Source organism: Leptospira wolbachii serovar Codice str. CDC, assembly GCF_000332515.2.
In the GTDB taxonomy this organism is placed as follows: Bacteria; Spirochaetota; Leptospiria; order Leptospirales; family Leptospiraceae; genus Leptospira_A; species Leptospira_A wolbachii.
This window is the reverse complement of the sequence record NZ_AOGZ02000014.1, coordinates 324,279-349,033: the sequence shown is the minus strand read 5'-3', so window position 1 is coordinate 349,033 and position 24,755 is coordinate 324,279. Positions and strand designations below refer to the sequence as shown.

Annotated in this window: 27 protein-coding genes and 1 tRNA gene; 11 read left to right on the top strand and 17 right to left on the bottom strand. The window is 40.4% G+C overall.

Features of this window, described 5'->3' with window-relative positions; genetic code table 11:
* Positions 1–2 precede the first annotated feature (2 nt).
* A tRNA-Phe gene (locus LEP1GSC195_RS07215) sits at positions 3–75 on the top strand.
* 7 nt (positions 76–82) lie between these two features.
* Here the strand turns inward: LEP1GSC195_RS07215 and LEP1GSC195_RS07210 are convergent.
* Together LEP1GSC195_RS07210 and LEP1GSC195_RS07205 are read right to left on the bottom strand one after the other, a co-directional pair.
* Positions 83–340 carry a hypothetical protein gene (locus LEP1GSC195_RS07210; RefSeq protein ID WP_039937811.1) on the bottom strand — a complete coding sequence of 86 codons (258 nt, stop codon included), beginning with the start codon at positions 338–340 and terminating at the stop codon, positions 83–85.
* 51 nt (positions 341–391) lie between these two features.
* The gene (locus tag LEP1GSC195_RS07205; protein ID WP_015681367.1) at positions 392–1,798 is read right to left on the bottom strand and encodes an aminotransferase-like domain-containing protein; all 1,407 of its coding nucleotides are present in this window, start codon (positions 1,796–1,798) and stop codon (positions 392–394) included.
* Between the two features lie 73 nt (positions 1,799–1,871).
* Between LEP1GSC195_RS07205 and LEP1GSC195_RS07200 the strand changes: the two genes are divergently transcribed.
* Together LEP1GSC195_RS07200 and LEP1GSC195_RS07195 are read left to right on the top strand one after the other, a co-directional pair.
* A complete protein-coding gene (locus LEP1GSC195_RS07200; protein WP_015682032.1) occupies positions 1,872–3,065 on the top strand; it encodes an aminotransferase-like domain-containing protein in 1,194 nt (397 codons plus the stop codon).
* A 261-nt stretch (positions 3,066–3,326) separates the two neighbouring features.
* Positions 3,327–3,755 (top strand): hypothetical protein, encoded by a 429-nt coding sequence (locus tag LEP1GSC195_RS07195; protein WP_015680549.1) that lies wholly within the window; start codon positions 3,327–3,329, stop codon positions 3,753–3,755.
* Positions 3,756–3,772: 17 nt separating this feature from the next.
* On the opposite strand, the gene LEP1GSC195_RS07190 is transcribed toward LEP1GSC195_RS07195, so the two are convergent.
* The gene (locus LEP1GSC195_RS07190) at positions 3,773–5,848 is read right to left on the bottom strand and encodes a PP2C family protein-serine/threonine phosphatase (RefSeq protein WP_015681192.1); all 2,076 of its coding nucleotides are present in this window, start codon (positions 5,846–5,848) and stop codon (positions 3,773–3,775) included.
* 36 nt (positions 5,849–5,884) lie between these two features.
* Positions 5,885–7,207: a radical SAM protein gene (locus LEP1GSC195_RS07185; RefSeq protein ID WP_040506997.1), complete on the bottom strand. Its 1,323-nt coding sequence runs from the start codon at positions 7,205–7,207 to the stop codon at positions 5,885–5,887.
* A gap of 256 nt (positions 7,208–7,463) precedes the next feature.
* Here LEP1GSC195_RS07185 and LEP1GSC195_RS07180 point away from each other — a divergent pair, with 256 nt between their 5' ends.
* Positions 7,464–8,648, top strand: coding sequence for a lipoprotein LipL45 (locus LEP1GSC195_RS07180; RefSeq protein WP_040506532.1), 1,185 nt, complete (start codon positions 7,464–7,466; stop codon positions 8,646–8,648).
* Positions 8,649–8,808: 160 nt separating this feature from the next.
* Here LEP1GSC195_RS07180 and LEP1GSC195_RS07175 read toward each other — a convergent pair whose 3' ends face one another.
* The gene (locus LEP1GSC195_RS07175) at positions 8,809–9,105 is read right to left on the bottom strand and encodes a hypothetical protein (protein ID WP_015680793.1); all 297 of its coding nucleotides are present in this window, start codon (positions 9,103–9,105) and stop codon (positions 8,809–8,811) included.
* Positions 9,106–9,120: 15 nt separating this feature from the next.
* Positions 9,121–10,029, bottom strand: coding sequence for a lipoyl synthase (gene lipA, locus LEP1GSC195_RS07170; RefSeq protein ID WP_040506995.1), 909 nt, complete (start codon positions 10,027–10,029; stop codon positions 9,121–9,123).
* 49 nt (positions 10,030–10,078) lie between these two features.
* Between lipA and LEP1GSC195_RS07165 the strand changes: the two genes are divergently transcribed.
* From LEP1GSC195_RS07165 to LEP1GSC195_RS07155, 3 genes are all read left to right on the top strand, one after another.
* On the top strand, positions 10,079–10,822 hold the full coding sequence (locus LEP1GSC195_RS07165) for a pseudouridine synthase (RefSeq protein ID WP_015682137.1): 744 nt from the start codon (positions 10,079–10,081) through the stop codon (positions 10,820–10,822).
* A 56-nt stretch (positions 10,823–10,878) separates the two neighbouring features.
* Positions 10,879–11,904 carry a DUF1574 domain-containing protein gene (locus LEP1GSC195_RS07160; RefSeq protein WP_040506993.1) on the top strand — a complete coding sequence of 342 codons (1,026 nt, stop codon included), beginning with the start codon at positions 10,879–10,881 and terminating at the stop codon, positions 11,902–11,904.
* 61 nt (positions 11,905–11,965) lie between these two features.
* Positions 11,966–12,418, top strand: coding sequence for an HPP family protein (locus LEP1GSC195_RS07155; RefSeq protein ID WP_015682275.1), 453 nt, complete (start codon positions 11,966–11,968; stop codon positions 12,416–12,418).
* A 4-nt stretch (positions 12,419–12,422) separates the two neighbouring features.
* Here the strand turns inward: LEP1GSC195_RS07155 and fsa are convergent, their stop codons facing one another.
* From fsa to purN, 5 genes are read right to left on the bottom strand one after another with little or no spacing between them, the layout of a single operon-like run.
* Positions 12,423–13,067 carry a fructose-6-phosphate aldolase gene (gene fsa / locus LEP1GSC195_RS07150; protein ID WP_040506530.1) on the bottom strand — a complete coding sequence of 215 codons (645 nt, stop codon included), beginning with the start codon at positions 13,065–13,067 and terminating at the stop codon, positions 12,423–12,425.
* A gap of 51 nt (positions 13,068–13,118) precedes the next feature.
* Positions 13,119–13,790, bottom strand: coding sequence for a hypothetical protein (locus LEP1GSC195_RS07145; RefSeq protein ID WP_015681281.1), 672 nt, complete (start codon positions 13,788–13,790; stop codon positions 13,119–13,121).
* A 43-nt stretch (positions 13,791–13,833) separates the two neighbouring features.
* Entirely contained in the window at positions 13,834–14,547 is a 714-nt protein-coding gene (locus tag LEP1GSC195_RS07140) for a hypothetical protein (RefSeq protein ID WP_015681447.1), read from the bottom strand.
* Positions 14,547–16,088, bottom strand: coding sequence for a bifunctional phosphoribosylaminoimidazolecarboxamide formyltransferase/IMP cyclohydrolase (gene purH / locus LEP1GSC195_RS07135; protein WP_015680522.1), 1,542 nt, complete (start codon positions 16,086–16,088; stop codon positions 14,547–14,549). The genes LEP1GSC195_RS07140 and purH overlap by 1 nt, the downstream gene beginning before the upstream one ends.
* Positions 16,085–16,699, bottom strand: coding sequence for a phosphoribosylglycinamide formyltransferase (purN, locus tag LEP1GSC195_RS07130; protein WP_015682513.1), 615 nt, complete (start codon positions 16,697–16,699; stop codon positions 16,085–16,087). The genes purH and purN overlap by 4 nt, the downstream gene beginning before the upstream one ends.
* A gap of 77 nt (positions 16,700–16,776) precedes the next feature.
* Here purN and fliS point away from each other — a divergent pair, with 77 nt between their 5' ends.
* The 3 genes from fliS to LEP1GSC195_RS07115 are packed head-to-tail and all read left to right on the top strand — an operon-like array spanning position 16,777 to position 18,164.
* Positions 16,777–17,223 carry a flagellar export chaperone FliS gene (gene fliS / locus LEP1GSC195_RS07125; protein ID WP_015681737.1) on the top strand — a complete coding sequence of 149 codons (447 nt, stop codon included), beginning with the start codon at positions 16,777–16,779 and terminating at the stop codon, positions 17,221–17,223.
* Between the two features lie 18 nt (positions 17,224–17,241).
* Positions 17,242–17,655, top strand: a complete 414-nt coding sequence (locus tag LEP1GSC195_RS07120; RefSeq protein ID WP_015682536.1) for a thioredoxin domain-containing protein — start codon at positions 17,242–17,244, stop codon at positions 17,653–17,655.
* Positions 17,634–18,164 (top strand): J domain-containing protein, encoded by a 531-nt coding sequence (locus LEP1GSC195_RS07115; protein ID WP_015681295.1) that lies wholly within the window; start codon positions 17,634–17,636, stop codon positions 18,162–18,164. The genes LEP1GSC195_RS07120 and LEP1GSC195_RS07115 overlap by 22 nt, the downstream gene beginning before the upstream one ends.
* A gap of 121 nt (positions 18,165–18,285) precedes the next feature.
* On the opposite strand, the gene LEP1GSC195_RS07110 is transcribed toward LEP1GSC195_RS07115, so the two are convergent.
* The 6 genes from LEP1GSC195_RS07110 to LEP1GSC195_RS07085 all read right to left on the bottom strand — a co-directional run bounded on the left by LEP1GSC195_RS07110 (position 18,286) and on the right by LEP1GSC195_RS07085 (position 23,504).
* Positions 18,286–19,587 (bottom strand): TRAP transporter large permease, encoded by a 1,302-nt coding sequence (locus tag LEP1GSC195_RS07110; RefSeq protein ID WP_015680762.1) that lies wholly within the window; start codon positions 19,585–19,587, stop codon positions 18,286–18,288.
* A complete protein-coding gene (locus tag LEP1GSC195_RS07105; protein ID WP_015680526.1) occupies positions 19,587–20,282 on the bottom strand; it encodes a TRAP transporter small permease in 696 nt (231 codons plus the stop codon). Before LEP1GSC195_RS07105 ends, LEP1GSC195_RS07110 begins: the two co-directional genes overlap by 1 nt.
* A gap of 21 nt (positions 20,283–20,303) precedes the next feature.
* Positions 20,304–21,311: a TRAP transporter substrate-binding protein DctP gene (gene dctP / locus LEP1GSC195_RS07100; RefSeq protein WP_015682325.1), complete on the bottom strand. Its 1,008-nt coding sequence runs from the start codon at positions 21,309–21,311 to the stop codon at positions 20,304–20,306.
* Between the two features lie 21 nt (positions 21,312–21,332).
* On the bottom strand, positions 21,333–22,235 hold the full coding sequence (locus LEP1GSC195_RS07095; protein WP_015681493.1) for a TRAP transporter TatT component family protein: 903 nt from the start codon (positions 22,233–22,235) through the stop codon (positions 21,333–21,335).
* Positions 22,236–22,404: 169 nt separating this feature from the next.
* Positions 22,405–22,887 carry an LIC11661 family lipoprotein gene (locus tag LEP1GSC195_RS07090; protein WP_040506528.1) on the bottom strand — a complete coding sequence of 161 codons (483 nt, stop codon included), beginning with the start codon at positions 22,885–22,887 and terminating at the stop codon, positions 22,405–22,407.
* Positions 22,884–23,504: a DedA family protein gene (locus LEP1GSC195_RS07085; protein ID WP_015680836.1), complete on the bottom strand. Its 621-nt coding sequence runs from the start codon at positions 23,502–23,504 to the stop codon at positions 22,884–22,886. The genes LEP1GSC195_RS07090 and LEP1GSC195_RS07085 overlap by 4 nt, the downstream gene beginning before the upstream one ends.
* A gap of 49 nt (positions 23,505–23,553) precedes the next feature.
* Between LEP1GSC195_RS07085 and LEP1GSC195_RS07080 the strand changes: the two genes are divergently transcribed.
* On the top strand, positions 23,554–24,714 hold the full coding sequence (locus LEP1GSC195_RS07080) for a deoxyguanosinetriphosphate triphosphohydrolase (protein ID WP_015680619.1): 1,161 nt from the start codon (positions 23,554–23,556) through the stop codon (positions 24,712–24,714).
* The last annotated feature ends 41 nt before the right edge of the window (positions 24,715–24,755 follow it).

The following is a 24,755-nucleotide window of genomic DNA, read 5'->3' as shown; positions in this document are numbered from 1 at the left end:
AAGGCCCTGTAGCTCAGTCGGTAGAGCAGAGGACTGAAAATCCTCGTGTCGGCAGTTCGATTCTGTCCGGGGCCACGGTTGCCTAATTTCCTGCCTTCCTTTCTTCTCCCATAGTCCAAAGACCTAAAAATTCATTCTCTTCTACCTTTTTACAAAGTTCCGGCTTATAAAGTTTTTTTACCGGTGGTTTGGGATAGATGTGAATTTCATCATTGTCTGGAATAAAGGTGAGCATCCGTAAAATTGTATCTTGGCCTTCAATTTCATACATAGTGTAAGACATCCCTTTGGAGGGGATGATTTGAGATGTTTCCAGATACTTGCGTGTGTTTTCTGACATATTCATAAACGTTGGTTCTCGTTCCTCTGTTTGCAACCAAAAACTTAAAAATTAGGTTTTCCTTTTTTTTAAGAACAACTTGGAGAACTGTAAAAGTTTCTCTCTGATTTTCGGTGAAAATCCAACCGATACATTCAGCCTGAAATAACTATCCCAATGTTTGGAAAGACCAAAAAGAGAGCCCGGAGCTATGGCCATTCCTATTTTTTTGGATTCATTTAGTAATTTATCACCATCTAACGGTGATTTGATCCATAAAACAAATCCTCCATCCGGCTTTTGAATTTTCAGAATTCCTTCACTATAAAAAGAAAGAAGTTTTGTATACTCCTCGGTGAGTTTTTTGTATTCTATACGTAGGAATTTGAGATGTCTTTCATAGGTTTGTAGTTTTAGAAATTGAATCACCGCCAACTGTGTCGGGTTGTTTTCGGATATTTTATAAGCTCTTGTTCTTTTGCTTAAGTCTCGGATTCCATTTTTCGAGGCCACCCAACCGATGCGAAGTCCTGGGGCAATGGTTTTGGAAAACGAAGAACATAGAAAAGATTTAGGGCCTGTTGGTTCTTCTGAAAAATAACTCACTAGAGGTTTTGGCCTTACTCCAGTAAAATACAAATCCCCATAAATATCATCTTCTACTAAATGAATTCCATATTTATGAGAAATTTTTGCTAAACTTTGTTTGGACGTTTCACTCATCAAAATTCCGTTCGGATTATTAAAGTTAGCTGAAAATAAAAATACTTTTGGTTTATGGCGTTTGATCAGTTTTTCATATTCATCGGATGATATGCCTACATCCTTTCTGTATGGAATTTCTACGACTTTTAGTTTGAGTGTTTCTAAAATTTGAAATAACCCAACATAGATAGGTGAGGGAACCATCACTGTATCACCTGGTTCTGTTGTCGAAAGTAAGGAAAATGTGATGGCTTCCGTACATCCGTTTGTGATTTGTAATTGTTCCGCGTTCACTCTGTATCCTTGGATGGATGTGCGTTTGCTAATCCATTCACGAAGTTCTGAGTTTCCTTGTAAGTCTCCGTAAGAAAATATTTCTTTGTGTTTAAGAGCTTTTTTAAAAGAGGATACAAGGCCCCCTAAGGGAAGGTAAAAATCAGAAGGAATGGCCGCACCGAAAGAGATAAGTTTTGGATCCATCACTGTCCGCATAATTTGTTGGATTCTGTCATCTGCCTCCACTGCGGGATAAAATTCATTTTGAGGTCCAGAAATGACTGAGCTTATGTTTGGGTGGACAAAGTATCCCGATTGAGGTACAACAAAAATATACCCTTCTTCTTCTAATATCCGATAGGCTTCCTTGGCTGTGGTGAGACTACATGATTTTAAATTTTGAATTTCTCGAAGAGAGGGAATTCTTTCTTTTTCTGAATAATATCCCAACTGGATTTCATTTTTTAAGTCTGCGGCAAGTTGTTTGTATTTTGTCATAGTATAACTGTATATGAATAGACTGAATCAACTGTATATGGACAGTTGATTGTTTTTCTGATATTCTATGATAATGAAAACGGAAATGCCAACTATTTTTTCAGCTAAACGAACTTCTTTTGTTCGGACTTCTGTTATTCGTGAAATTTTGAAGTTAACGGTAGAAAATTCGGATATGCTTTCCTTTGCAGGAGGTCTTCCAAATCCGCATCTACTTCCGAAAGATATTTTAAGTTCCGTTATGGAGTCTGTGGTAAAAGACCATTCTGCTACTGCCCTCCAGTATGGGGATTCTTCCGGATACCAGGCACTCCGAACTCAAATTGCAGAAAAACTAACTGATGTTTATTGGATATCTCCTGATTCTATTTCAGTTACCCATGGATCCCAACAAGGCTTGGACATTTTAGGAAAGATGTTTATGGATTCGGATACTAATGTTTTATTGGAAGACCCAGTATATCTCGGCGCATTACAGGCATTTTCTCCCTACCAACCCAATTTTTTTAGTGTACCAATGGAACCAGACGGTCCCAATTTTTACTTGCTGGAAGAAATCTTATCACAAAACAAAATCCATATTTTTTATGCAAACCCTTCTTACCAAAATCCATCAACTTATACTTGGTCTTTGGAAAAGAGAAAACGGATCGCCTCAATTTTGGATGAAAAAGAAGTGATTCTCATTGAAGATGAGGCCTATCGATATTTGGACTTTGATGGAAAAGTATATCCATCAGTCAGTTCATTTCGTAAGAGGATTGATCTAACGTTTGTTTTGGGAAGTTTTTCGAAAATTCTATCTCCTGGATTTAGATTGGGTTGGGTCGTAGTTCCAGAAGTTTATCGCTCTTTGTTCACTGCCATCAAACAAGGAAATGATTTGAATTCCAATCAATTCTCTCAAGTGGTTGTCTCGAAACTTTTGGAAAGAATCGACTGGAAGGAACACCTTCGTTCCATCCAAACCTTCTATTCAGAGAAACAAAAAATCTTGGTTTCTTTACTGAAGGAATATATTCCTGAAGCAAAGTTTTCTCTTCCAGAAGGTGGGATGTTTCTCTGGGTGGAATATCCCAAAGTTTCACAAAAAGAATTGATGGCGGGTTGTCTAACCAATGGTGTTGCCATGGTTCCGGGTAGTGAATTTTCTCCTGAGAGCAAGTTCTCCGCAAACTTTCGGATGAACTTTAGTTTTCTTGGAAAAGAAGAAATGGAAGAGGGAGTGAGACGAATCGCAAAAGTCTATCGAGACATAAATACGTGACATACGTTTAGTATTTTTTTGTTTGACAATACTACTTGTTTGTTTACTTATTAGGTATGAAGCCTACAGTCACCAAAGCTTTGTGCGTTAAGTTTTCTATTGTGAGTCTGGAAGAAAAATTAGAAATTCTGAAAGAAGATCCGGGCTTTCGCCTTCTCGTCGATCAGATGTACCAAAACTATAAGGAAAACCGGTCCACCGTCATTCTTTGATTTGCCTATGCGAAGGATTCTTGCTTCCATGGAAACAAAGTAGGTAATCATGAATTTAGATCTTAATCCCCAAGAAACAAAACACCTTTTGAACGCACTTGCCGTGTTCGAATGGGTGAGTAATTCTCCACACGAAGAAACAGATCCTTCTGTGGACGAATTCATCCAATCTCTTCTTAAAAAACTTTCTGCCGGCGCTGAAAAAGGACCGATCACTTCTGAAAATGGACTTTTTACCATTTCGGAAGAATACTTCCAAGAAGTATTCGAATCCTATATCGAACCTTACAACGATGATATCTTCTGGACAGATCTTTCTACAGAACTGGCTCAAAGAGATTTAGAACAAAAAATGTCTGCGAAAGATTTAGAAGCACTGGCTCCTGAAGATTATGAAAACAAAGTCGCCAAGGAAGCAGAAAAGTATGATGCCGAATTTGAAAAGAATGGTGTGGATAATCTTTTTCTAAAAAAATAAAGATTGGTTCGAAACTTTTAAGAAGTTTTCTCCCATTCGATAAGAACCATCGTTTGGTCATCCTCTTGTTCTTCTTTCCTTTGAAAGAGAAACAGTTGGATGACCAGCTCGGCAAGCACTCTCTCCGATTCCTTTTCTTGGTAATCAGTGAGAATCTTTTGGATTCTTTCCATTCCAAACTCTTCTCTTGCCTCATTTTTCTGTTCCAACATTCCGTCGGTAAAAAGAAGAATTCTATCTCCCATTGCCATTTGGAATTGTTTTTGTGTATAGGGTTGGTCCTTTTTTAGTCCAATGATATTTCCCGTACGATCTAAAACGGTTTGTTTGTCACCTGATTGGAAAATTTGGTTTGGGTGACCCGCTGACGAGTAATAGATAGTTTTTGTTTTGGTATCTATATCTAATAAAAATCCAGAAAAAACAATTTTTAATCCAGAGAATTTGTTCTGAATCTTTTGGTTGAGATGGTTCATCAAATCATCCGTTTTGGTAATGAAACGTTTGATGGCTTCATATTCTGATTTGATTGCCATTGTGTAAAGTGCCGCTTGGATTCCATGCCCTGTGGCATCTGCGACAAAAAAACGAACCGTTCCATTATCCAATTCAAAGATATCATAAAAATCTCCGCCTACTTCGTCTTGCGGCTGGAAGTACAAATGGATTTTTAAATGTTCGAATTTGATTCCATCTTCTGGAAGGATCTTTTGTTGGATTTTTTTGGCAAGGAGGAGGTCCTTTTTGATTCGATTTAAAGAGGAATTCAATTGGTAGGTTCTTTCTGAAACAATTTGTTCCAAATTTTCTGTCACTGCCAATAGAGATTCATTACTAATCTTTAAACTTTCCGCTAATTCTTCAGCTCTTAAAAAAGCATTGGCAATCCGACTGGAGAGGATAAGCGACTGGATAAAAATAAAACAGAGTAGGGCATAAGGAGTAAGACCAATTCCTCTATTATTTACGCTGTGTCGCAAAATATCAAACGCAACAGAAAATGCTAAAATCAAAAGACCTAAAAAAAATAATTTGGAATTCGGTCGTTTGTTGAAAACTGCCTTTAGATTGATATGAATGACATACCCAATTGTAAAAAAGGATAAAGCTTGAAACCCATACAACAAAATGGTAAAGACGGAAATTGGTAAAAAAAGTGTAAATGCAAAGACTGAACTGGCAATCAGTACATAACGAACATACTTGCGATTGGATTCTTCTGGAAAAAGAGAATAGATAAATAATAAAAATGTGGGAACAGCAAAATAATAGGAAGCAAACTCAATGCGAAATGCAGTCGGCCAATGAAAATTAGGAAATAGTTCTAAGATGTATCTTTCACCTGTAAAGGCCAAACGAATCCCAAGCAAAAAACAAAAGATGGCAAAGTAGAAGATCGACGATTCTTTTCGTTTGTAAAAATACAATCCACAATGATACAAACCAATAAGAACAAGGGCTCCTAATAGAAAAAGTTCTCGGGCAATGGAAAGCATCTTCTCTCTGTCCAAAGCATTTTTATTTCCTAAACTCGGAATGGCCCAAAATCCACCAAAGTTATTATCATAGTTTGCGATATGAAATACAAGTTCTATCACTTCCTTATCAGGGATGAGAGTATAGTATTTGGATTTGATTCTGGGTGTATCATCAAATTGATTGATTCCCGGTTTTCCCTGCCCACCAATGAGAACTCCATTAGCAAAAAATCGATAAGAAGAAGCAATATCCGGAATATAAACTCTTAATTCTTGACCTATGGTTTGTTTGCTGATATGAATGAACGCTCGTAAGGTGACATGTCCTGTCCTTGGCAGTTCTTCCCCACCAAATTCTTCATCTTGCCAAGAATTGGGGATGGCTAAATATCCCGTGAGTCTTTTTTCCCCATGAAAGGGTGGGTAATGGAAATCCCCAAAGTACAATTCCCATTCCCCATGTAAGTCCACTATGGTGTTCTCATTGAACGTAAGGTCACTGATGTCCAAAACCCCTTGGCGGAACCGATTTGGTTCTTCCTGTTCAGGGTTCAGACAAGTAAACGTGAAAAGCAGGAGAGAAAAAACTCCCGTTAGTAGGATTTGTTTTCGCATAAACGGATTTTAGTTTTTTCTTTGTACAGGAAAGGACTAATTTCGTCCAGAATATCCTATCACATCCATAAAAGCAGAAACAGAAAATACTGCCTTTCCTGGACCTGGTTCCCCATATCCTGGAGGAGTGGGCAACTTGTACTGTTCAAAGGTTTCTTTCCAAGCACGTAGAAGCTCACAAAAATACACAAGAGGGGGCCCTGCTTGTTGGCCAAGGGTGGTATAAGGTTCTGGGCACCAAGCGGTAAACCTAGGAACTATCCCTTTGGACATAAAGAAATCTAAACCTTGTTTTGTGGAAGTTATGGCTTCTGCTACGGTTTTAAATCCCCAAGGTTCAGATAATTCCACTCCACCCACAAAGTTCGGGATGACATTTTCTGGACCAAATACTTCTGCAGAATCTACGACTCGGCGAATCCAATTTTCGTAACCAATCCAACTGGATTTTCCAGGACAAATTTTTTCAAACAGAGCCTTATCCCAAACTTCATAGTTAGGATGGTAGATTTGGATTCCCGCATCTTTGAACTTTTGGCAGTCTTCTTTTTCAAAGGCTTGGGCTACTAGTTTTCCCATCCAACGTTTGGGAAACTTAGCTTCAATGGCTTCTGGGTATTGGAGGTAAAAATCCACTTCGGATTTTTTCTTTAAATTTGTAAGAACGGATCCGCCCGTGAGGGTGTATACTTTTGCGATTTGGTCTTCCGCATCCACCCAAGACAGAACTTCCAGGATGTCTTCCACGTCCTTCACTCCCGTATAAGGTCTACCGGCACCTTTTTGTTGGCGGTAATTATGATTGATATCGCAATAAGCACATTCTTCGTCTTTGCCAAAGTACTGGCAGTTACGAAAGACAGTGAGATACAAAAGATAACCCCATTCGATGACTGGTGCGACTTCTCCAGGTAATTTTCCTGACTTGGTTTTGTGTCTGTACCAAGATGGAATGGGTGGATACTCGGCACTACCAATCTCAATTTCTTCTAAAAACAAAGTAGGGATCCCCTCCTTTGATTTCATTTTGTACGGAGAGTTAGGGTTGTTTCTTGTGGAGATCACTGTTTTCAAAAGGCCGAAGTGACCCCCTGAGATTTTGATTTCCTCAGGAGCTTTGGTATCTGCCCCGTCTTTTAGATCAGCGAGAGGGATATGGTCAAAGGAAAAGATAAAATAGTCTTTGGATTTATAGGGATCTTTAACTAAGAAGGACTCAGGTAAAAAATGAATGCCCTGCCTTAGAATGTCTTGTTTGACGATGGCTTCCATGGGTAGGTCTTTATACAATCTCTCCATTTCTTCCAAAAGTTGGATGGAGGAGGCAGGTCTTTGGTTCAGTGTAGAGGTTTCAGCCATAATGGGAGTTTTTTTCTTCCTCCATCTTAGACAAAGCGATTTTCCCGAAAAAACCCTACTTTTCCTTTGAAAAACGATGGTTTCGAGGAAAAATACTGAATATTCGTTTACAAATCCAGTCACTAAATTATTTTTTTTCCGAACTAATGAATTTTTTTTCATTCTAGAAAAAAATACAAAAAAGCTGGGAATTTTATATCACCCAGTTTGTTGATTAGAGTAACGAAAGTTGAATTTCACTAAGGGACAGGACGATATGAAAGCATCGAAACTAACCATAATGGGCCTAGCGCTTCTTTTTACTGGTCTTACAGTTTGTAAGAAACCAGACGCAGAAGTGTCCGAAGCACCTAAAAAAGCAGCAGATTTATCTGCGGTAGTCGTATTTGCGGTAGGAGATTCAAAAATCCAACACGCAGACCAAACAGAAGAAAAAGCGCATCTTGGTGCCCTTCTGAAATCCGGGGATAATGTAGTCACAGGCGACAATGGAAAAGTAGACATCCAATTTGCGGATGGATCGAGCATTCGTATCTCTCCTAAGTCCGCTATTGACTTTGCAAAACTCTCTCAAGACAATTCAGGAACTACAGACACTCAAATTGCTCTAGTTTCAGGAAAAGTATTTGCGAAAGTCAACAAAGCTAAGAAAGAAGACAACTTTACTGTCGTAACACCAACTGCGATTGCGGGTGTGCGAGGAACGTCTTTTATCGTAGAAGCTGCAGAAGGAAAACCTGCGAAAGTGAAAGTAGTTGAAGGTGCGGTTGCATTTGCTCCACGCGTTCCTGCTTTAGAAAAACTTTCTTCAGAAGAAATTTCTGGAAATGCTGACTTGAAAAAACTCCAAGAGTCTCTTGCAAAAGCAGAAGTTATCTTAGAGAAAGACCAAGCATCCACTCAATCAGCAAAATCTGCTGACCTTGCGAAGTCTTCTTCTGACATCAAATCTTTGGATTTGACAAAAGCCTTCAAAACTTCTGAGAAAGAAAAACTCGTTGTTGAAAGTGCTAAACTTACTAAAAACGAAGAGCAAGAAATCAAAACTATCGTGACAGTGGACAAACAAACTGCACAAGAAATTGTAAAACTTAGCGAATCAGCTCAAACTGAAAAGTTAGATGAGTTGAAAAAACAAGAAATTGATGCTAAGAGACAAGTGATTGAACAAGACGTTGCGAAACGCCAAGAAGAAGAGAAGAAAAAATTCGAAGACTCTTTGGCTAACCAACCAAAAGAATTCAAATCTAAAAAAGACATCGTAAACTACTACGAAAGAATTGAAAAAATCGTATTAGTCGATGGTAAAACAGTAATTGGAGCGATCATCAACCAAGAAAACGGACAGTTGATTGTTCACACTGAAAATGGTGTTAAGAGAATTGATATGGACAATGTAGAAGAAGTCATTTACGACCTTCAACAGAAATCTAAATTCTAAATAAACCAACCCTTAAGTAGAAAAGAAGCCTGGAAGAGAAATCTTTCGGGCTTTTTTTATGTACATTTGTTTTTTTAAAGAAAGATTCAGAGGAAATCAACCAAATACAATGAGCAAATTTCAGATTGCTAGTAAGTGATTTTATAAGTAGAAAGTGTGCTTAATTTTCTTTGGATTTGTATTCATTCCAGAGAATTCGTATGGCACTAATAAGTGGACTTGCTTCGATGAGAAGTAAATTAGATTCATATTTCACGAGTAAGGTGCTATTTCCAAATCGATCCATATCTCCCCATTCCACCTGCAGGTTTGGAGAATGAGACAAAGCCTTTTGGATGAGGACTTTAACTTCGAAATCAGAGAGGGTTTCTCCAATTTCACTCAAATCCTTCAGAATTGAGAAAAAGAATGTTTTGGCAAGTTCCTCTTGGAATGCCTCCAATTGTTCTTGGTCCATACTTTATCTTTCGGACTAATCGGTTGCTTCGTCTGAAAAATATTCATCAGCATGGTAAGAGGAGCGAACCAAGGGTCCCGAGGCTACGGTTTTGAATCCCGTTTTGTAAGCATACTCTTTCCAATATTGGAAAGTTTCTGGTTTGATAAATTCCTGAACCGGATAATGGGTGGGTCCAGGCTGTAAGTATTGGCCAATGGTCAGCATCCGAACTCCGTTTGCGAACAGGTCCTCTAAACATTGTTTTACATCCTCTTCCTTCTCTCCAAGTCCGAGGATAAGCCCACTTTTCGTTAGGAAACCATGTTTTGCAATATGCGAAAGAACTGTAAGCGAACGTTTGTAGTTCTTCTGAGGAGTGATTGTGGGAAACAATCGTTCCACGGTTTCAATGTTATGGTTGATGATATTGGGTTTTGAGGCGTAGAGGATCTGTAAAGAATCTTCTTTGGCTTTAAAATCTGGGATGAGCACTTCTATCGAACATTCTGGACGGTAAGATTTGATTTTAGTAATGGTTTCAGCAAAGTGGGCAGCTCCCCCATCTTTTAAATCATCCCGATTGACAGCGGTAAGAACCACATGCCGAAGTTCAAGTTCCGCCACAGACCTTGCCACTCGTTCTGGTTCATCTAAATCCAAAGCGTTCGGTTTTCCGAAAGCCACGTCACAGTACTGGCATCGTCTTGTACAAATGTCTCCAGAAAGCATATAGGTTGCTGTGCGCCGATTCCAACAATGGTTGAGGTTAGGGCAGCTAGCAGACTCACAAACAGTATGAAGTTTTTTCGATTCCACCTCTTCCCGAACCAGACTTAGGGCATCCCCCTCTGTCGGAAAACTCACTCGCACTTTCATCCACTCGGGAAGGTGGATCCTGGGGCTGATATTTTTAGAGCGAGGTTTCTTTTTTAACGGATTCATACCTTCTTTAGACTTTTTGAAATGAGGCCACTTTGTAAAATGGAAAATCATGAGGATCAACGCATTTCTAGCCAAATTAGGTCTCGGTTCCCGTCGGAAAGTTGAAGAATTGGTCCTCGCAGGCCGAATCAAAGTCAACGGAAGTACCATAACAGATCTTTCCTTTCAAGTCGAAGATACCGATTCCATCAGTTTTGATGGAAAATCGGTACAAATGGAAGAGGAGTCTTTGAAACGGCCGAAAATTATCGCCTTCAACAAACCTCCCGGTTATTTAACTTCGCACGAAGACAAGTTCCATGAGAATACCATCTTCTCACTTCTACCGGAAGCCTTTCAAAAATACAATTATGCTGGGCGCTTGGACTTAGATTCCCGGGGACTTTTGCTTTTGTCTATAGATGGGGACTTTATCCAAAAGGTCACACACCCGCGAAACAAAATTGATAAAGAGTATATCATCAGTTTAAAACAACCTGTTGCATGGAAACCCATTGCCGATGAATTTATGTTAGGTGTACGGGAGGGGGGAGAAACTCTCCGTGCTCTTGCCGTAAAACCAGCAGGTGTAGTTCCAGAAAAAACTCCTCCAGGTTTTACAAGTTATCTCAGTATTATTTTAAAAGAAGGGAAAAAACGCCAAATCCGCAGAATGTGTAAGGCAAAGGAAATGGTAGTGCTTGATCTTTATCGGATTCGGATTGGAAAGTTGGATTTGAGAGACTTTGTTTTGGAAGAAGGAAAATACAAAGTGGTGACTGAAGAGCAGGTTCTCGGAAAACCGGCTTCTTAATTTGGTTGAAGAATCCAATCCGGTCTTAAAATGGTGAGGTTAGGGGATTTGTGTTTTTGAAATCAAAACCGTTTTTATTGTATCCAGTGTTTCTTTTTTTATTTGTCTTTTTGGTAGATAAAATTTTCCTTTTGCCAGTCTTTCATGGGGAGTTCCTACAAGCAGGCAATTCTGTTTTTTATTTCCAACGAACAGTGCTCGCCAAGCGACTATTAAGTGACAAGGAAATTGATGAAAAGAAACTGACACTTGTTTTTGGGGATTCGCGTTCTTATCCTTTTTCTGAATTAGGAATCCCTGATCCTTACCGTAAAGATTGGACTCTATACAATTTCAGTAGCCCTCAAGGAATTCCAATGAATTCCTATATCCAATTAAAAAGAATTTTGGATTCGGGGGTCAAACCTGAGTTTGTGATTCTATCACTCAGTCCAGAAGCCTTCGATGACAATAAAGGATTTATCTTGTCGCCGTTTTTACGAATGGGATGTGACAAGGATTGTTTGGACATAGTTTGGAAAGACATTCCTCTAAAAGAAAAATGGAAATTCTTTTTGGATAAACTCTTTGTCATTCGCAGTGTGGAGTTAAACCTTTCCCTCTTTAGCTCAAGGGTCAAACAAGGAAAACTAAGAGAATACAAATCTAAGTATAACCAAGAGTTCCAACTCATCAATTATACAAAGGGAGAGTATTTGATCTATGGGGTGCAGTCCAACCCCATAGAAAAAATCAAAAAAGATACCCTGCGTATCGGAAGTTTGTATATGAGCACTTATTCACTGGGTGAATCACAGAAACCTTATGTGGAAGCATTTTTGGAGTTAACAAAGAAGAATCATATCAAAACCCTTGTTCTTTGGCCTAAGGTATATGGTGATTATTATAAGTATTATGAGAAATTTCATATAAAGGAAGTTTGGTGGGATCCGATGGAATCACTCAGTACTTCCTATGGTGCTTATCCATTGAATTGGAACAAAGATGGAACTTGCGATTTATTTAACGATGCTTCTCACCAATCTGCATTTTGTTTTATCGACCAGATGAAAGAGATTTGGGTGAACTACGCTGAAAAGTAGATTTAAAAGTTTACCAAATAAAATCAAAGCACCTCTTACCGTAAAACGCAAAGAACGTTCCTTGCGGTTTGCGATATGGAGTTTGATTAGCAGTACTGTATCGATCTGGTCCATTCTTGCCATTACAAATTTGTCCGGACATTCGCTTCTCATTGGTTCGTTCGGGGCAACGGCAGTGCTTTTATTTGCCGTGCCAGATGCGCCTCTTTCCCAACCCAGAAATTTAATTGGGGGACATTTGATTTCCGCGACCATAGCGGTGATTCTTGTTGCTACACTCGGAACCAATTTTTTCACCATTGGATTTTCTGTGGGACTTTCGATTTTTGTAATGTATTGGACTCACACCTTACATCCACCAGGTGGTGCGACGGCTATGATTGGTGTGCTTGGAGGGGTAGGAGTGGATTTTATCTTATTTCCGGTTCTAATCGGAGTTTTGATTCTACTTGTAAATGCTCTTGTTGTGAATAATTTGGTCCACCACCGAAAGTATCCGGTGGTGTGGTTTTAGATTTTTACCAGTTTAGTTTTTTTGAATCTTCTACAAACTTTGCAAGGCCACTATCAGTGAGTGGGTGTTTGAAAAGCATTTCAAACACAGAATAAGGTAATGTGACACAGTCAGCACCACGAAGAGCTACTTCTTTGAAGTGGATGGGGTGGCGAACCGATGCTGCAAGGATTTGTGTTTCGATTCCGTAGTTGTCATAAATATCTCGGATCTCAGAAATGAGTTCCAATCCATCATATCCAATATCATCCAAACGACCCACAAATGGAGAGATATAACTGGCACCAGCTTTGGCTGCAAGTAGGGCTTGGTTAGCGGTGAAACAAAGGGTTACGTTGGTTTGGATTCCTTGTTCGGAGAATGCTTTCACAGCTTTGATTCCTTCTGGGATGAGTGGAACCTTTACGACTACGTTTTCTGCAATTTTAGAAAGCTCTAAACCTTCTTTGATCATAGTTGGTGCGTCTGTTGCAAGAACTTCGGCACTCACAGGACCTTTTACAAAACTACAAATTTCTTTGATGACTTCCGTGAACTTACGGCCGGATTTTGCGATGATGGATGGGTTCGTGGTGATCCCATCTAGGAGACCAAGTTCATGGACTTTTTTAATTTCGTCTATGTTGGCTGTGTCTAAAAATAAATTCATTTTGCCTCGTATGCTTGGCATTGGTTTGCCAAGCCTCACGAGACAGGGTAACTACGGGATTAAATCCCGCAAGGTTTTTGTTTCTTGAACGCTGAAGAAATCTACATAATCCTTGGCGATGACCTCTTTGAGATTGGCAGAAAAGTAATCAATCCTACGTGTGTAAGGTGCTTTTTTGTAACCTTCTCTCCAAACTACAGCAAATCCACCGCGGGGAGGGTTCTCTCTTCTTTCCACAAGTTCCCAAATGGCAGCTCCAGAAACCTTATCATCCCCAATGGATTCCTTTCTGGGTTTGCCATATTTCTTTTCCATTTTTTCTTTAATTTTTTCTGTAGGAACCAAATTGAATGTGACACCCACAGAAAATAGAATTCCATTTTCACGGAATTCTGTCTGCCCATCGATACTAGGGTCGGCTTCTGCTGCGCCCTCTCGTTTCGGGCGAACTTCTTTCAATAGTTCCGGTGTTTTATAAAAACGATACAGGTAGAAGATTCCATTCCGTTTGATAAGAAGACTTTCTTCTTTCTTTTCATTTAAGAGTTCGATTTTTTCCTTTGATTCCGGATTGGTTGCCATAGACAAAAATTTTTCGCGGATGGATTCAAAGGTCATCCCCCAAGAAGCTTCTGCAAATCCATCCAAACTATTGGGAATTTCAGTTTGAGCAGAAAGGAATCCTGGTAGGCAAAAAAGAAGGAAAAATAGGTATTTCTTCATATCATTTCTATCGGCCGAAGGAGGAAAAAAGAGAACCGGTTTCTTACTTAAATTCGTCCGGGAATGGGTCGTCTCCGAGCCCGAAGTCATCTGCCTCGTTGGTAAAGGGTCCATCTTCCTCTGCTTCCCAATCGTTATTTGTTGCTGGATCCGCTGATGAGGTGGGAGAACCCCAATCGTCTTCTGATTCATAGAAAGCGGATGGACTTTCCTCAAAACTCATACCGAAGATTGGTTCTCGGTTCCAGAGAAAGACTAGAATAGGAATTTGTAAGAGGAGGAGGAGGAGGTAAAACAAAAAGAAGAGGTCTCGGTCGAGACCATAGTGGACAGCCCCCGCTGATAAATTTCCAAGAGCAAGACCGGAGAGAACGGGTTTGACCAGCTTAAGGGTTCGTTCTCCTTTGTAGGCTTCTTTCAGGAAGGGGAAGGAAAAGAAAACGGCCAAAAAGAAAATCGGTATATGGAAGATATGTTCGAAGGCTCCAGGTCCCTTCTCTCCGAGTAAGGATCCAAGAAGCGACCAAAGCCAAACAAAGAGGGCGGCTCCTAAAAAGGATACGACTCCATAGACCAAGTTTCCTCCCGATTCCAAAACATCCAGGCAAATGCGGAATACATCCCCACGAATGTCTGTTAGTTCTTCCCTTCTGTAATTGGTTTTGGCAGAAAAGAAAAGTATCTTAACGTAATAAACTATTACAGCCGTCACCAAACAAAAGAATGTGAGAAATAGGAGGAAAAGAAAAAATTCCATTAGTGACGGAAATGCCTCATTCTAGTAAAGACCATGATAAGCCCATGTTCGTCAGCTGCTTGGATTACTTCTTCGTCTCGGATGGATCCACCTGGTTGGATGATTGCTTTCGCACCTACTTTGGCAATGGCATCGATCCCATCACGGAAAGGAAAGAAGGCATCACTGCCCACATAAGAACCCACAACAGAGAGGCCTACTTTTTGGGCTTTCGTGGCGCCGAGTTCGACCGAGTCCACGCGAGACATTTGTCCGGCCCCAATTCCAAGTGTAGAGTTTTGGTCGGTATAGACAATGGCATTGGATTTGATAAACTTCACACAGTTCCAAGCAAACATCAAACCTTCTAAGTCATCTGCCGTTGGTTGTTTTTTGGAAACAATTTTTAATTTGTCTCTGGTAATCAAATCATAGTCGCGATTTTGAATGAGTAGGCCATGATGCAGGGAACGTAAATCAAGTTCGTCTAGTGCTTCATCAAATTTGGCTATGGGGATCAAACGAACGTTAGGTTTTTTTGCGAAAATCTCCAATGCTTCGTCTGAAAAACTTTCGGCAATGACTCCTTCCACAAAGTTTTTTGTCATTTCTTCGGCAGATTCTTTTTCCACACGGCCATGGATTCCGATGATTCCACCAAAAGCAGAAATAGGATCTGTTTTTCTTGCAAGTTCAAAAGATTCTAAAACCGTTTCGCCAAAAGCTATCCCACAAGGATTTAAATGTTTTACGATGGAAACTGCATTTTTTGGAAGTAGACTTGCTACATGGAAGGCCGCATCAAAATCCAACATATTATTGAAAGAGAGTTCTTTTCCTTGTAAGGCTTCAAACTGTGATTTGATAAATAGCGGTTCGTAGAACGCGGCGTCTTGGTGTGGGTTTTCGCCGTAACGAAGTTTTTGTTTTTTGTTAAATGCTAAAGTGATTTTATCAGGGTATTTGATATCGAGTTTTTTATTAAAAAATGTGGAGATCGCTGAATCGTAAGAGGCAGTTTCGGAAAATACTTTGGCGGCATATTGAAATGCAGTTTCCCGAGAAATTTTTCCTTTGTTCGCTGTAAACTCTGATTGGAAAGATTCATAGTCTTTTGGATCTGTGAGGACCACTACGTTTTTATGATTTTTTGCCGCCGAACGGAGCATAGATGGTCCACCGATATCAATGTTTTCAATGGCATCTTCCAGTGTGACATCTGGTTTCATTACTGTTTTGACAAACGGATACAAATTCACAATCACAAGCGTGATGGGAACAATTCCATTGCTCTCCATTTGTTTCACATGGTCGGGGTTTGTGGTATCACCCAGAAGTCCGCCATGGATTTTTGGATGGAGAGTTTTCACTCGGCCGTGGAGGATTTCTGGAAAACCAGTAAACTCATCTACTTTTTTGACAGGGATTCCTGCTTTGGAGAGGGCATCATAGGTTCCACCGGTGGAAAGAATTTCCACACCGTTTTTCGCTAAGAAGGAACAGATTTCCGTAATTCCGGCTTTGTCGGATACGGATACGAGTGCTCTTTTGATTTCGATCATTTTAGGATTTCTACCTTTCGTTCTTTGATTTTTAATTTATCTTCACAAAACAGTTGTATAGCGAGAGGAAGGATTTTATGTTCTTCCGTAAGGATTGCAAGGGATAGTTCTTTTTCAGTCCACTCGGGGGCAATGGCAATCGCTTTTTGCAATATGATGGGACCTGTGTCCACACCTTCCTCCACAAAATGAACCGTACAACCTGCCACTTTCACTCCGTAATCTAGGGCCTGCTTTTGGGAATCGAGACCGGGAAAGGCCGGGAGAAGACTGGGGTGGACATTGATGATCTTATTTCGAAACCGACGGACAAATTCAGATTTTAGGATCCGCATGTACCCGCAAGCCACAATGAGGTCGGGATTCAGGTTTTCCACCTCGCCGAGTAAATCCTTATGGTAGTCGGTTTTTTGAGCATAGGTGGCGTAAGGAATGACTTTTGTAGGAATTCCAAAGGATTTGGCGATCCCTAGAGCTTTGGCCTCTGGGTTGTCTGTTACAAGGGCAACCAGGTCGAGCTTTAGCTTTTTTTTTCGAATGTACTCGACGGAAGCGGTAAAATTGGATCCTCTTCCTGAGGCCAAAAAAACGACACGTTTTATTTTTCCCATCTGATATTCTAAGAATATTCACTTGGGTCATTAAGCAAGTATCCTTTTTGGTCGATGGGAATACTCAGGAGAAAAAAATGTCGCTTGCGAGAAAAACCGGTGCCTCTGCTTACAATGAATACAAAGCCAATGAGATATCTACCGTTAGCCAAATCAAATTGATTGTGATGCTCTTCGACGGAGCCATCCGATTCCTTGGTGTGGCAAAAGACAATATGACTCCCAGAAAGTATGATGTTGTGAACAACAATATCATCAAAACCCAAGACATCATTACCGAACTTCTACTTTCTCTCAATATGGAAGAGGGGAAAGAAGTGGCAAATAACCTCTTGTCCTTATATGTTTATTTGAAGAAACGTTTGTTAGAAGCGAATATGCTCAAGGACAAAGTGATCATCGAAGAGTGTATCAAAATCCTCATCGAGTTAAAAATCTCCTGGGAAGAGTTAGAAAAAAAAGACACTCCCAACCCAAATACAGCTCCCGGCACACGGCCTACAGGAATTTCGATTACTGGATAATTGAATACTTACAAATCTATGACTTCATCCAAACAAACTACCAAACAACTTTTACAGAAAAAAATCCAATACTTAGATTCTCTTATCTCCAATTTGAAAAGAGAAGAAGAATTACTTTCTTACAGAGATGCGGATACAGCAGTGAAGTTGGAGTTTAAAAATGAGACTTATGTAAGGAAGTTGGAAGAAGTCGACCGGGAACTTTGGGAAAGACAGGAAATGGAAGTGTACTCAGAAGATGAGATTGCCATTTCGGAAACTGTTTTTGAAAGATTGGATGAGGCTAGAAATCTACAAGAGAAAGTGCAAGAATTGCTTGTTTTCGAAATGAATGAGAGTAAAAAAGAATACTGGGAATTCAGTATCAAACGTAGATTGAAATCACATTTGATGCAGTCCTCCGGTCTCTCATGGACAAAAAATTACTGTTAAATGATTCCCTCCATTTTTTAGGCCTCTCTCCCGGATTTACGGAATCCGAACTCAAGGAATCCTATCACAAACTAGCAAAAAAATACCATCCTGATTCCGGCGAATTTACAAGTGATGTTATGTTTTTAGAACTAAATAAACATTACGAATCCTTAAAAGACTATCTTCTCATCCATCCCGAAGAGGAAGTTGTGGCCGAAGGAAGTGGAGGTCGGTATGGAGATGCAGATACAAACAGTCCTTCGGTCAAACCTTCTAAAGATCCAATATTTCATGAATACAAGCAGGCCAAGGAAAAGGAAACCAAAGCCATTTTGCGTTATTATGAAAAACGAGATCTCCATCCCATTGAACTTTCGGAAAACTTAAATAAGGAATTGGTTCAACTGAGAAAGGACTTAGAACCCGTTCTTTCTGTCTATACAGAGATTTTAAAAAAGCATTCTACAAGTCTTTGGGCAAAAGATGCCAAAGATTCTTTGGAACGCCTTAAAGTTTGGTGGAGTTAAAAAAAAACCGGAGAAAATCCCCGGCTTTTTTTATTCCTGATTCTGATTCTTTTTGCCATGCGAACTGATTGGAAGTCCGAGCCATTCCAGCAAAAAGAATCATCGATTCATTAAGTTTCGATTACGGTGTTGGTGCTGCCGCTTCTCCACCTAAAAGACCGAGCGAAATGTCTGGAATCCAACTGATGAGAACAAGGCCAATCAGAAAGAGCCCTACAATCGGTGCTACCGATTGGATGACTTTACCTAACGGTTGTTTGAAGATACCAGAAGCCACAAATAAGTTTACACCTACTGGTGGAGTTAAATATCCAATTTCCAAATTCACAATCATAATGATTCCGAAGTGAACTGGGTTGATTCCATAGTTCACAGCCATTGGTGCCAGGAGAGGTGCAAGAACAAGAATCGCACTCATGATATCCATGAACATTCCCACGATCAGTAACAATATGTTTACACCAATGAGAAAGGTGACTGGGCTTGAAATGAGACCAGACATAGTCGCTACTAAATTCTGAGGAATTTCGTTTTCGATCATGAACTTGTTCAAACTTACCGCAAGGATAAGAATGAGAAATAGAATCCCGAGCATCTCGGCACTTTCCGCCATGATCTTAGGGATCTTAGGAAAACTGAGTTCTTTATGGATGAACACTTCTACAAGGATGGCATAAAAAACTGCGATGGCTGCCGATTCCGTTGCTGTAAAAAATCCAGAGTAAATTCCACCGAGGATGACCACTGGCATAAGAAGGGCAAGAACACCTTCTTTCCATGCGATGCGAATTTCTTGCCAGTCCCATTTTCCTCGACCTACTTTCCCTGCGCGTAACACAGAGTAGATCATGAGAAGGGTCATAAGGAGAATTCCAGGACCAATCCCTGCAATGAAAAGATCGGTAACAGAAACACCTACCATAATCGCATAGACGATCATGGGAATACTCGGTGGGATGATGATCCCAAGAGTTCCACCGGAAGCAAGAAGTCCCATGGAGAACTGAGTGGGGTAACCGGCCTTAGTTAAGGAAGGATACATCAGTCCACCGATGGCAATCAGAGTCACAGGAGAGGATCCAGAGATGGCAGCAAAAATTCCGCAGGAAAATACCCCTGCAATCGCAAGGCCTGCTGGGATGGGTGCAGTCATCGCTTGGGCAATCCGAATGAGTCGCCTAGCAATACTTCCATGGGTCATTAGATTCCCGGCAATGATGAATAGAGGAATCGCCAGTAGGATTTCCTTATCACCTGCAAAGAATAAATCCCCGATGATGCTGTTGAGTTCATGGAAGGACTCAAGAGGTGGGTCTGGTAAAAAGTAATAACAATACACAGTGATCGCACCCATAAGCACAATCAAAGGTTGTCTGAGTAAAATTAAAGCGAGTAAGAGTAGGAGTATTCCCCAAGAACCCATTAGCGATTCCCCCGTGAGTTTGGTTCAAAAAGTTCCGCTTCCGCAAGTTCCAATGCTTCTGTTGCTTCATTGATATCGGAAGGAATGAGGGCTGGAAAAATTCCATAACACAAATGTCTAAAACCCATAGAGAGAAAGATGTAAGGAAAAATGATTTGTACTTTCCATAAGTGAAGTTCCGTTACGGGATTCACTTCATCTAAACTGATACTTTCTAGAACATAAATGACAGAGAGGTAAGCTAGGAATAAAAAGAAAACAGAAATTACCCACTGCTCTACAATTTTGATGTAAGGCAACAATGCTTTTGGTAATACTTTGTCTGCAATTTCTGGACGGAGATGAGAGCCTTTGGCACTTGCAAGGGCTGAACCAAATAGTCCTCCCCATAACATAAAATAGAGGGAAAGTTTTTGTGCCCAAATGATTCCACCAAGGCCGAGCCACTCTAAAAATCCGGAGGTTCCTCCGTGGATGGATTCTGCAATGTATACACTCCAATCACCGACAAAACCAGCAAAACTGGTATTCGGATAGGCTTCTGTTACATCCATAATCCAACTGAAAACTTTATCGATTACTTCTCGTTTGGAAACGTCCGCAATCATGAGAAGAGTGAGCAGAAGGAAACAAATCCCTCCCGCCCATTTCTCGCCGAAACTCAAAGTGTTTAGAATTCGTTCGACGAATTTCATGTATCTATATCCTTCCTTAACTTATCCGCCGCAAGCCGCTTTGGCTTTTTGGATTTTATCGAAAATTTGTTTCGATTGACCACCAATTTTACCAATGACTTGTCCTGAAACAGCATTTGCCGCAGCTTTAAAACCAGCCAAATCAGCATTCGATGGTTCATACACGACTACATCTGCTTTTTTTAAAGTAGCGATCATGTTTTTTTCGATGGAACGAACTGCTTGTCTAGCACCTGGAGCCAATTTGTTTCCTTCGCCCATAAGAGTTTTCTTTTGTTCGTCGTTTAGAGTGTCCCAAAACTTTTTTGAATAAAGGATGGCTGCTGGTTGGTAGATATGGCGAGTTAAGGTAAAGTATTTAATCGCTGTTTGCCATTCCGCTGCTAAAGTGAAGAGAGGAGTGTTATCAAAACCTTCTACTACACCTGTTTGTAAGGACGGAAGAACTTCTGGGATAGCGATTGGAATTCCACTCACACCCAATTGTTTCCAATAGGCAATGTGCACTGGAGATTCTTGGATTCTGATTTTGACACCTTTTAGGTCGTCAGGAGTTTTTACCGGAGCTGATTTTGTTCCGATGGAACGATATCCGTTTTCTGCCCAAGTAACAAAGATTAGGCCTTTTGCTTCAAAAAGTTTACGAAAGTCTTCTTGTAAGTGGTCATCTAAAACACAGTCTGCTTGTGCATAGGAATTAAATAGATAAGGAATCTCTAATACGTTTAATTCTTTGACTGTATTGGCAAGGGCACCTGCTGTGAGGCCAGCACCTTGCAGTTTTCCACGGATGACTTGTTGGAGGATTTCGTTTTCTCCACCCATTTGTCCACCGGGATAAATTTTGAACTTAATTTGGCCTTGTGATTCCGATTCAATTTTCTTTTTGATTTTGGCAAGTTCGTTCGCCCATGGAGATCCTTCAGGTGCTACAGTTGCCAACTTAACGGTTGTTTGAGCAAATAAACCCCCACTGATCGTGAGGGTAATACTTACACAAACTAAATACTTTAATTGTCTTAAAAACATCTAGTTCTCCTAGTAAAATGACTATAGTTCGTCGAGTAATTTCTTTGCTTTGCGTTGTTCTACGATTTGATCTGCTTCGATTTCAGGTAGAGATGCCGCTTTGTTTTTTAAAACAAATTCTAATTGTTTTTTGAATTTGTCTTCATTTCCTTTGAGGCGACTTTCTGCATATAACACACGTACAGCAAAGTAGTTAGGGTGTTTTGCAATGGCTTCTTCGAACAGTTTGTCCGCTAATTTTTTGTCTCCAGTCGGAGAAAGAGCATTACTTGCTGCGTCATACCTAAGTGTTGCAGAGTAGAAATATTCTTTACCCATAGCTTTTTCAATTTCTTTAGCACGGTTGATCATGGCTGAGAATTTAGAACGGTTGGAAAGTAGAGTGGTAAATCCTACCATACGAGACCATTTTGCAAGAGCTGCATATCTCCAATAGAGAGCATCAATGTCTTGTGGTCCAAGAACATCCAAAGCTTTTTCAATCTCTAGTTTATCTTTAACAACTTTGTCTCTGAATTTTGCATTCATTGCAAGAGCAGCTTCACACCAAGTAACGGCTGCATCATAAAATTGGATGGACTCTTCTTTTACTTTTTCGTCCGTTTCAGCATCACCAGTCAGTTTTAACCAAAGATGTCCGTCACTTAAAAGATAATTTCCGCGACAGAGTAAAACTTTCACATCTGCATATTGAGGATTCTCTAATGCAAACTTTTCTAAACCAACAAGTGCTTGTCTTAGGTCTTGTTCGTTTTGTCGGTTCTTCCATAATTTTTCTAAGTCAGCTGGAAGTTTTGCTGGGGTTGTGGCTCTCTCTACATTTGAGTCAGAGATTTTCACTTGTCTTGATTTTCCACAGGCAACCACGGAAACGAGCACGAGAGCTGCCATTGCGATTTTTGACCAATGTTTCGTTTGGTACATTTTGTATCATCCTCCAAAAGATTTTTGGGACCTGAATCCCTTTCTATTTGTATCCTCAAGTTCCGACTTTGGGGCAAAATTTTAGATGAATTCTAAAAAATGCACAAAGAATTCCCATGATTCCGGAAAAAAATACACGCATTTGACTTAAATGCAAGAAAGTTTTATTTTAAGGGACAATAAGAGCATTCGAAGAGGTCGACACCTTAAACGAACTGCTGCTATTTTGTAGGTTGATGGCAAGACCAAGTGTGCGCATGGCAATGTAGGTTCCAGGCGTGAGTGTCGCAAAAATTCGGCAAGTGATCCCGGTGGCGTTAGCCTTAGTGGAAGGATCGATTTCAAATGTGTACTCAGTGGGTTGGACTAGAGTGGAGGGTCCAAGGATACAATCGCTCCCTAAGTTAAGATCTGTAGGGTTTTGCACCTCTTTTTCTGAGATTCCTGAGTAGAGGCGGTAACCTTGGAAAATAAACTCGGGGTTTTGGGCCCTAACCTTGATGGTAAAATTAGAATTCCCATTATTGACAACGGAGATAAGTGTCGGAGGTGCCTGGACGGAGGCGGTTGTCGAATAGTTGGTGCAACCAATCACAAGAAAAGGAAACAGAACCGCGCAGGGACAGCGGAATAGAAAAGAAACGATGTTCATTTTTGCCCTCGAGCTTCTCGGTGTTTCCTCCGCCACCAGTAGAAGACAACCACGGCAATCGCTAGGCCCACAAGTCCGAGGATGATTGTTTGGCCATTCCGGACCCAACCCATAAGTTCGTCAAAATTATGGGCCCCGTAATAACCCAAATACACCCAAATGGGAACGGAGATAAGAGCCGCAAATCCATCTGTGAATAAAAAACGAATGAAACTGATTTGTTTGGAAGTGCCAGCGGTAAAGAAAATGGGCATCCGTAGTCCTGGCATAAACCGCCCAAAGAAAACCACCCAACGTCCGTATTTTTTAAATTGTTCGCGAACTTTGTCAAAACGTTCTGGATGGAGGACTGTCCTTAAGACGGGAAGGGTGAGTGCTTTTTCCCCATAGTAACTTCCAAGCCAAAATACAAAACAGTCTCCGAGGAGGACACCAGCCATTCCCACAAGGAACATGATGTGAACATTGGCATAACCAAGGCCTGAGATGACACCACCAGCAGTAAGGGAAATGTCTTCTGGAACCGGAAGACCAAATCCACAAAGGATCAGAATTCCAAAAACGGCAAAATAACCGTATTGCATAAAAATGGAAACTAGAGTTTGTAGAAAGTCCATGAGGGATTTATACTGATTTTATGGTTTCGTTCAAAAAGGAAAGAGATTTATGAAGAAAGGGAGAAACGAACTCCTAGAGGAAGAAGAAAAAATCCTTGCTCCCTATGCTGTAGGTAGTAGAAATCCAGGCGAAAGGGAGTATCCTGAACCGGAACATCCATATCGTCTTCCCTTTCAAAGAGATAGGGATCGTATCATTCATTCCCATGCCTTCAAACGTTTGGAATACAAAACCCAAGTTTTTGTGTATTCGGAAGGGGATCATTTTCGCAATCGACTCACGCATACCTTAGAAGTCGCAGGAATTTCGAAAACCATCTCCAAGGTTCTTGGACTCAACGAAGATTTAAGTGAAACCATAGCTCTCGCCCATGATTTGGGTCATTCTCCCTTCGGACATGCGGGCCAAGAGGCACTTTCGGAACTGATGCGAGGCAAAGGTGGTTTTGAACACAACAAACAATCGTTACGTGTGGTTCAAAAGTTGGAACGTAGATACCCTGATTTTCCAGGTCTTAATCTTTGCGGTGAAACTTTACTCGGGATTATGAAACATGGAGGGGACTATGAAACTTCCGACCTATCGGATGTTCGGCGGGACACCGGCCCTTCTTTGGAAGCAATGGTAGTGGATAGTTCTGATGAAATTACTTACAGTGCCCATGATTTGGAAGATGGGTTGGAAAGTGGACTTCTGACACTTAGCGATGTAAAGGAACTGAAAGTGTGGAAACGAATTGAAGATTCGCTTCCAAAAACAAATCCATCGGACAAAGATTCCATTTCTCGCTCTGCCGGAAGGATTCTTCTCAACCTTATGGTTTCTGATTTGATTGATAGCATAGACAGTCGTTTACAAGAATATTCTATTCATTCAAGAGAGGATGTGTCATTTGCATTTCAGAACCAAAAGAAACTTGTACAATTTTCCGAAGGGTTTCAGATCGAATTCAAAGAGCTCAAATCCTATTTGTTTGGAAAACTCTATCGTCATCCAGAAGTATCTAGGATGAGTGAGAGGGGCAAAGAAACTATATTTTTACTCTTCAAACATTTTGAGTCTCATCCGGAATCGATTCCTGAGTCTTACAGAAATCGGGAGGAAGAAGAGGGACGAATGCGGATCATTTGTGATTATATCGCAGGAATGACTGACCGGTTTGCCATCGAAAAGTTAAAACGAGAAGGGATCCTTTGGTTTCCTTATTGATGAAAAAAATACTTGAATTTAATCCCTCAAACTTTGGAGAA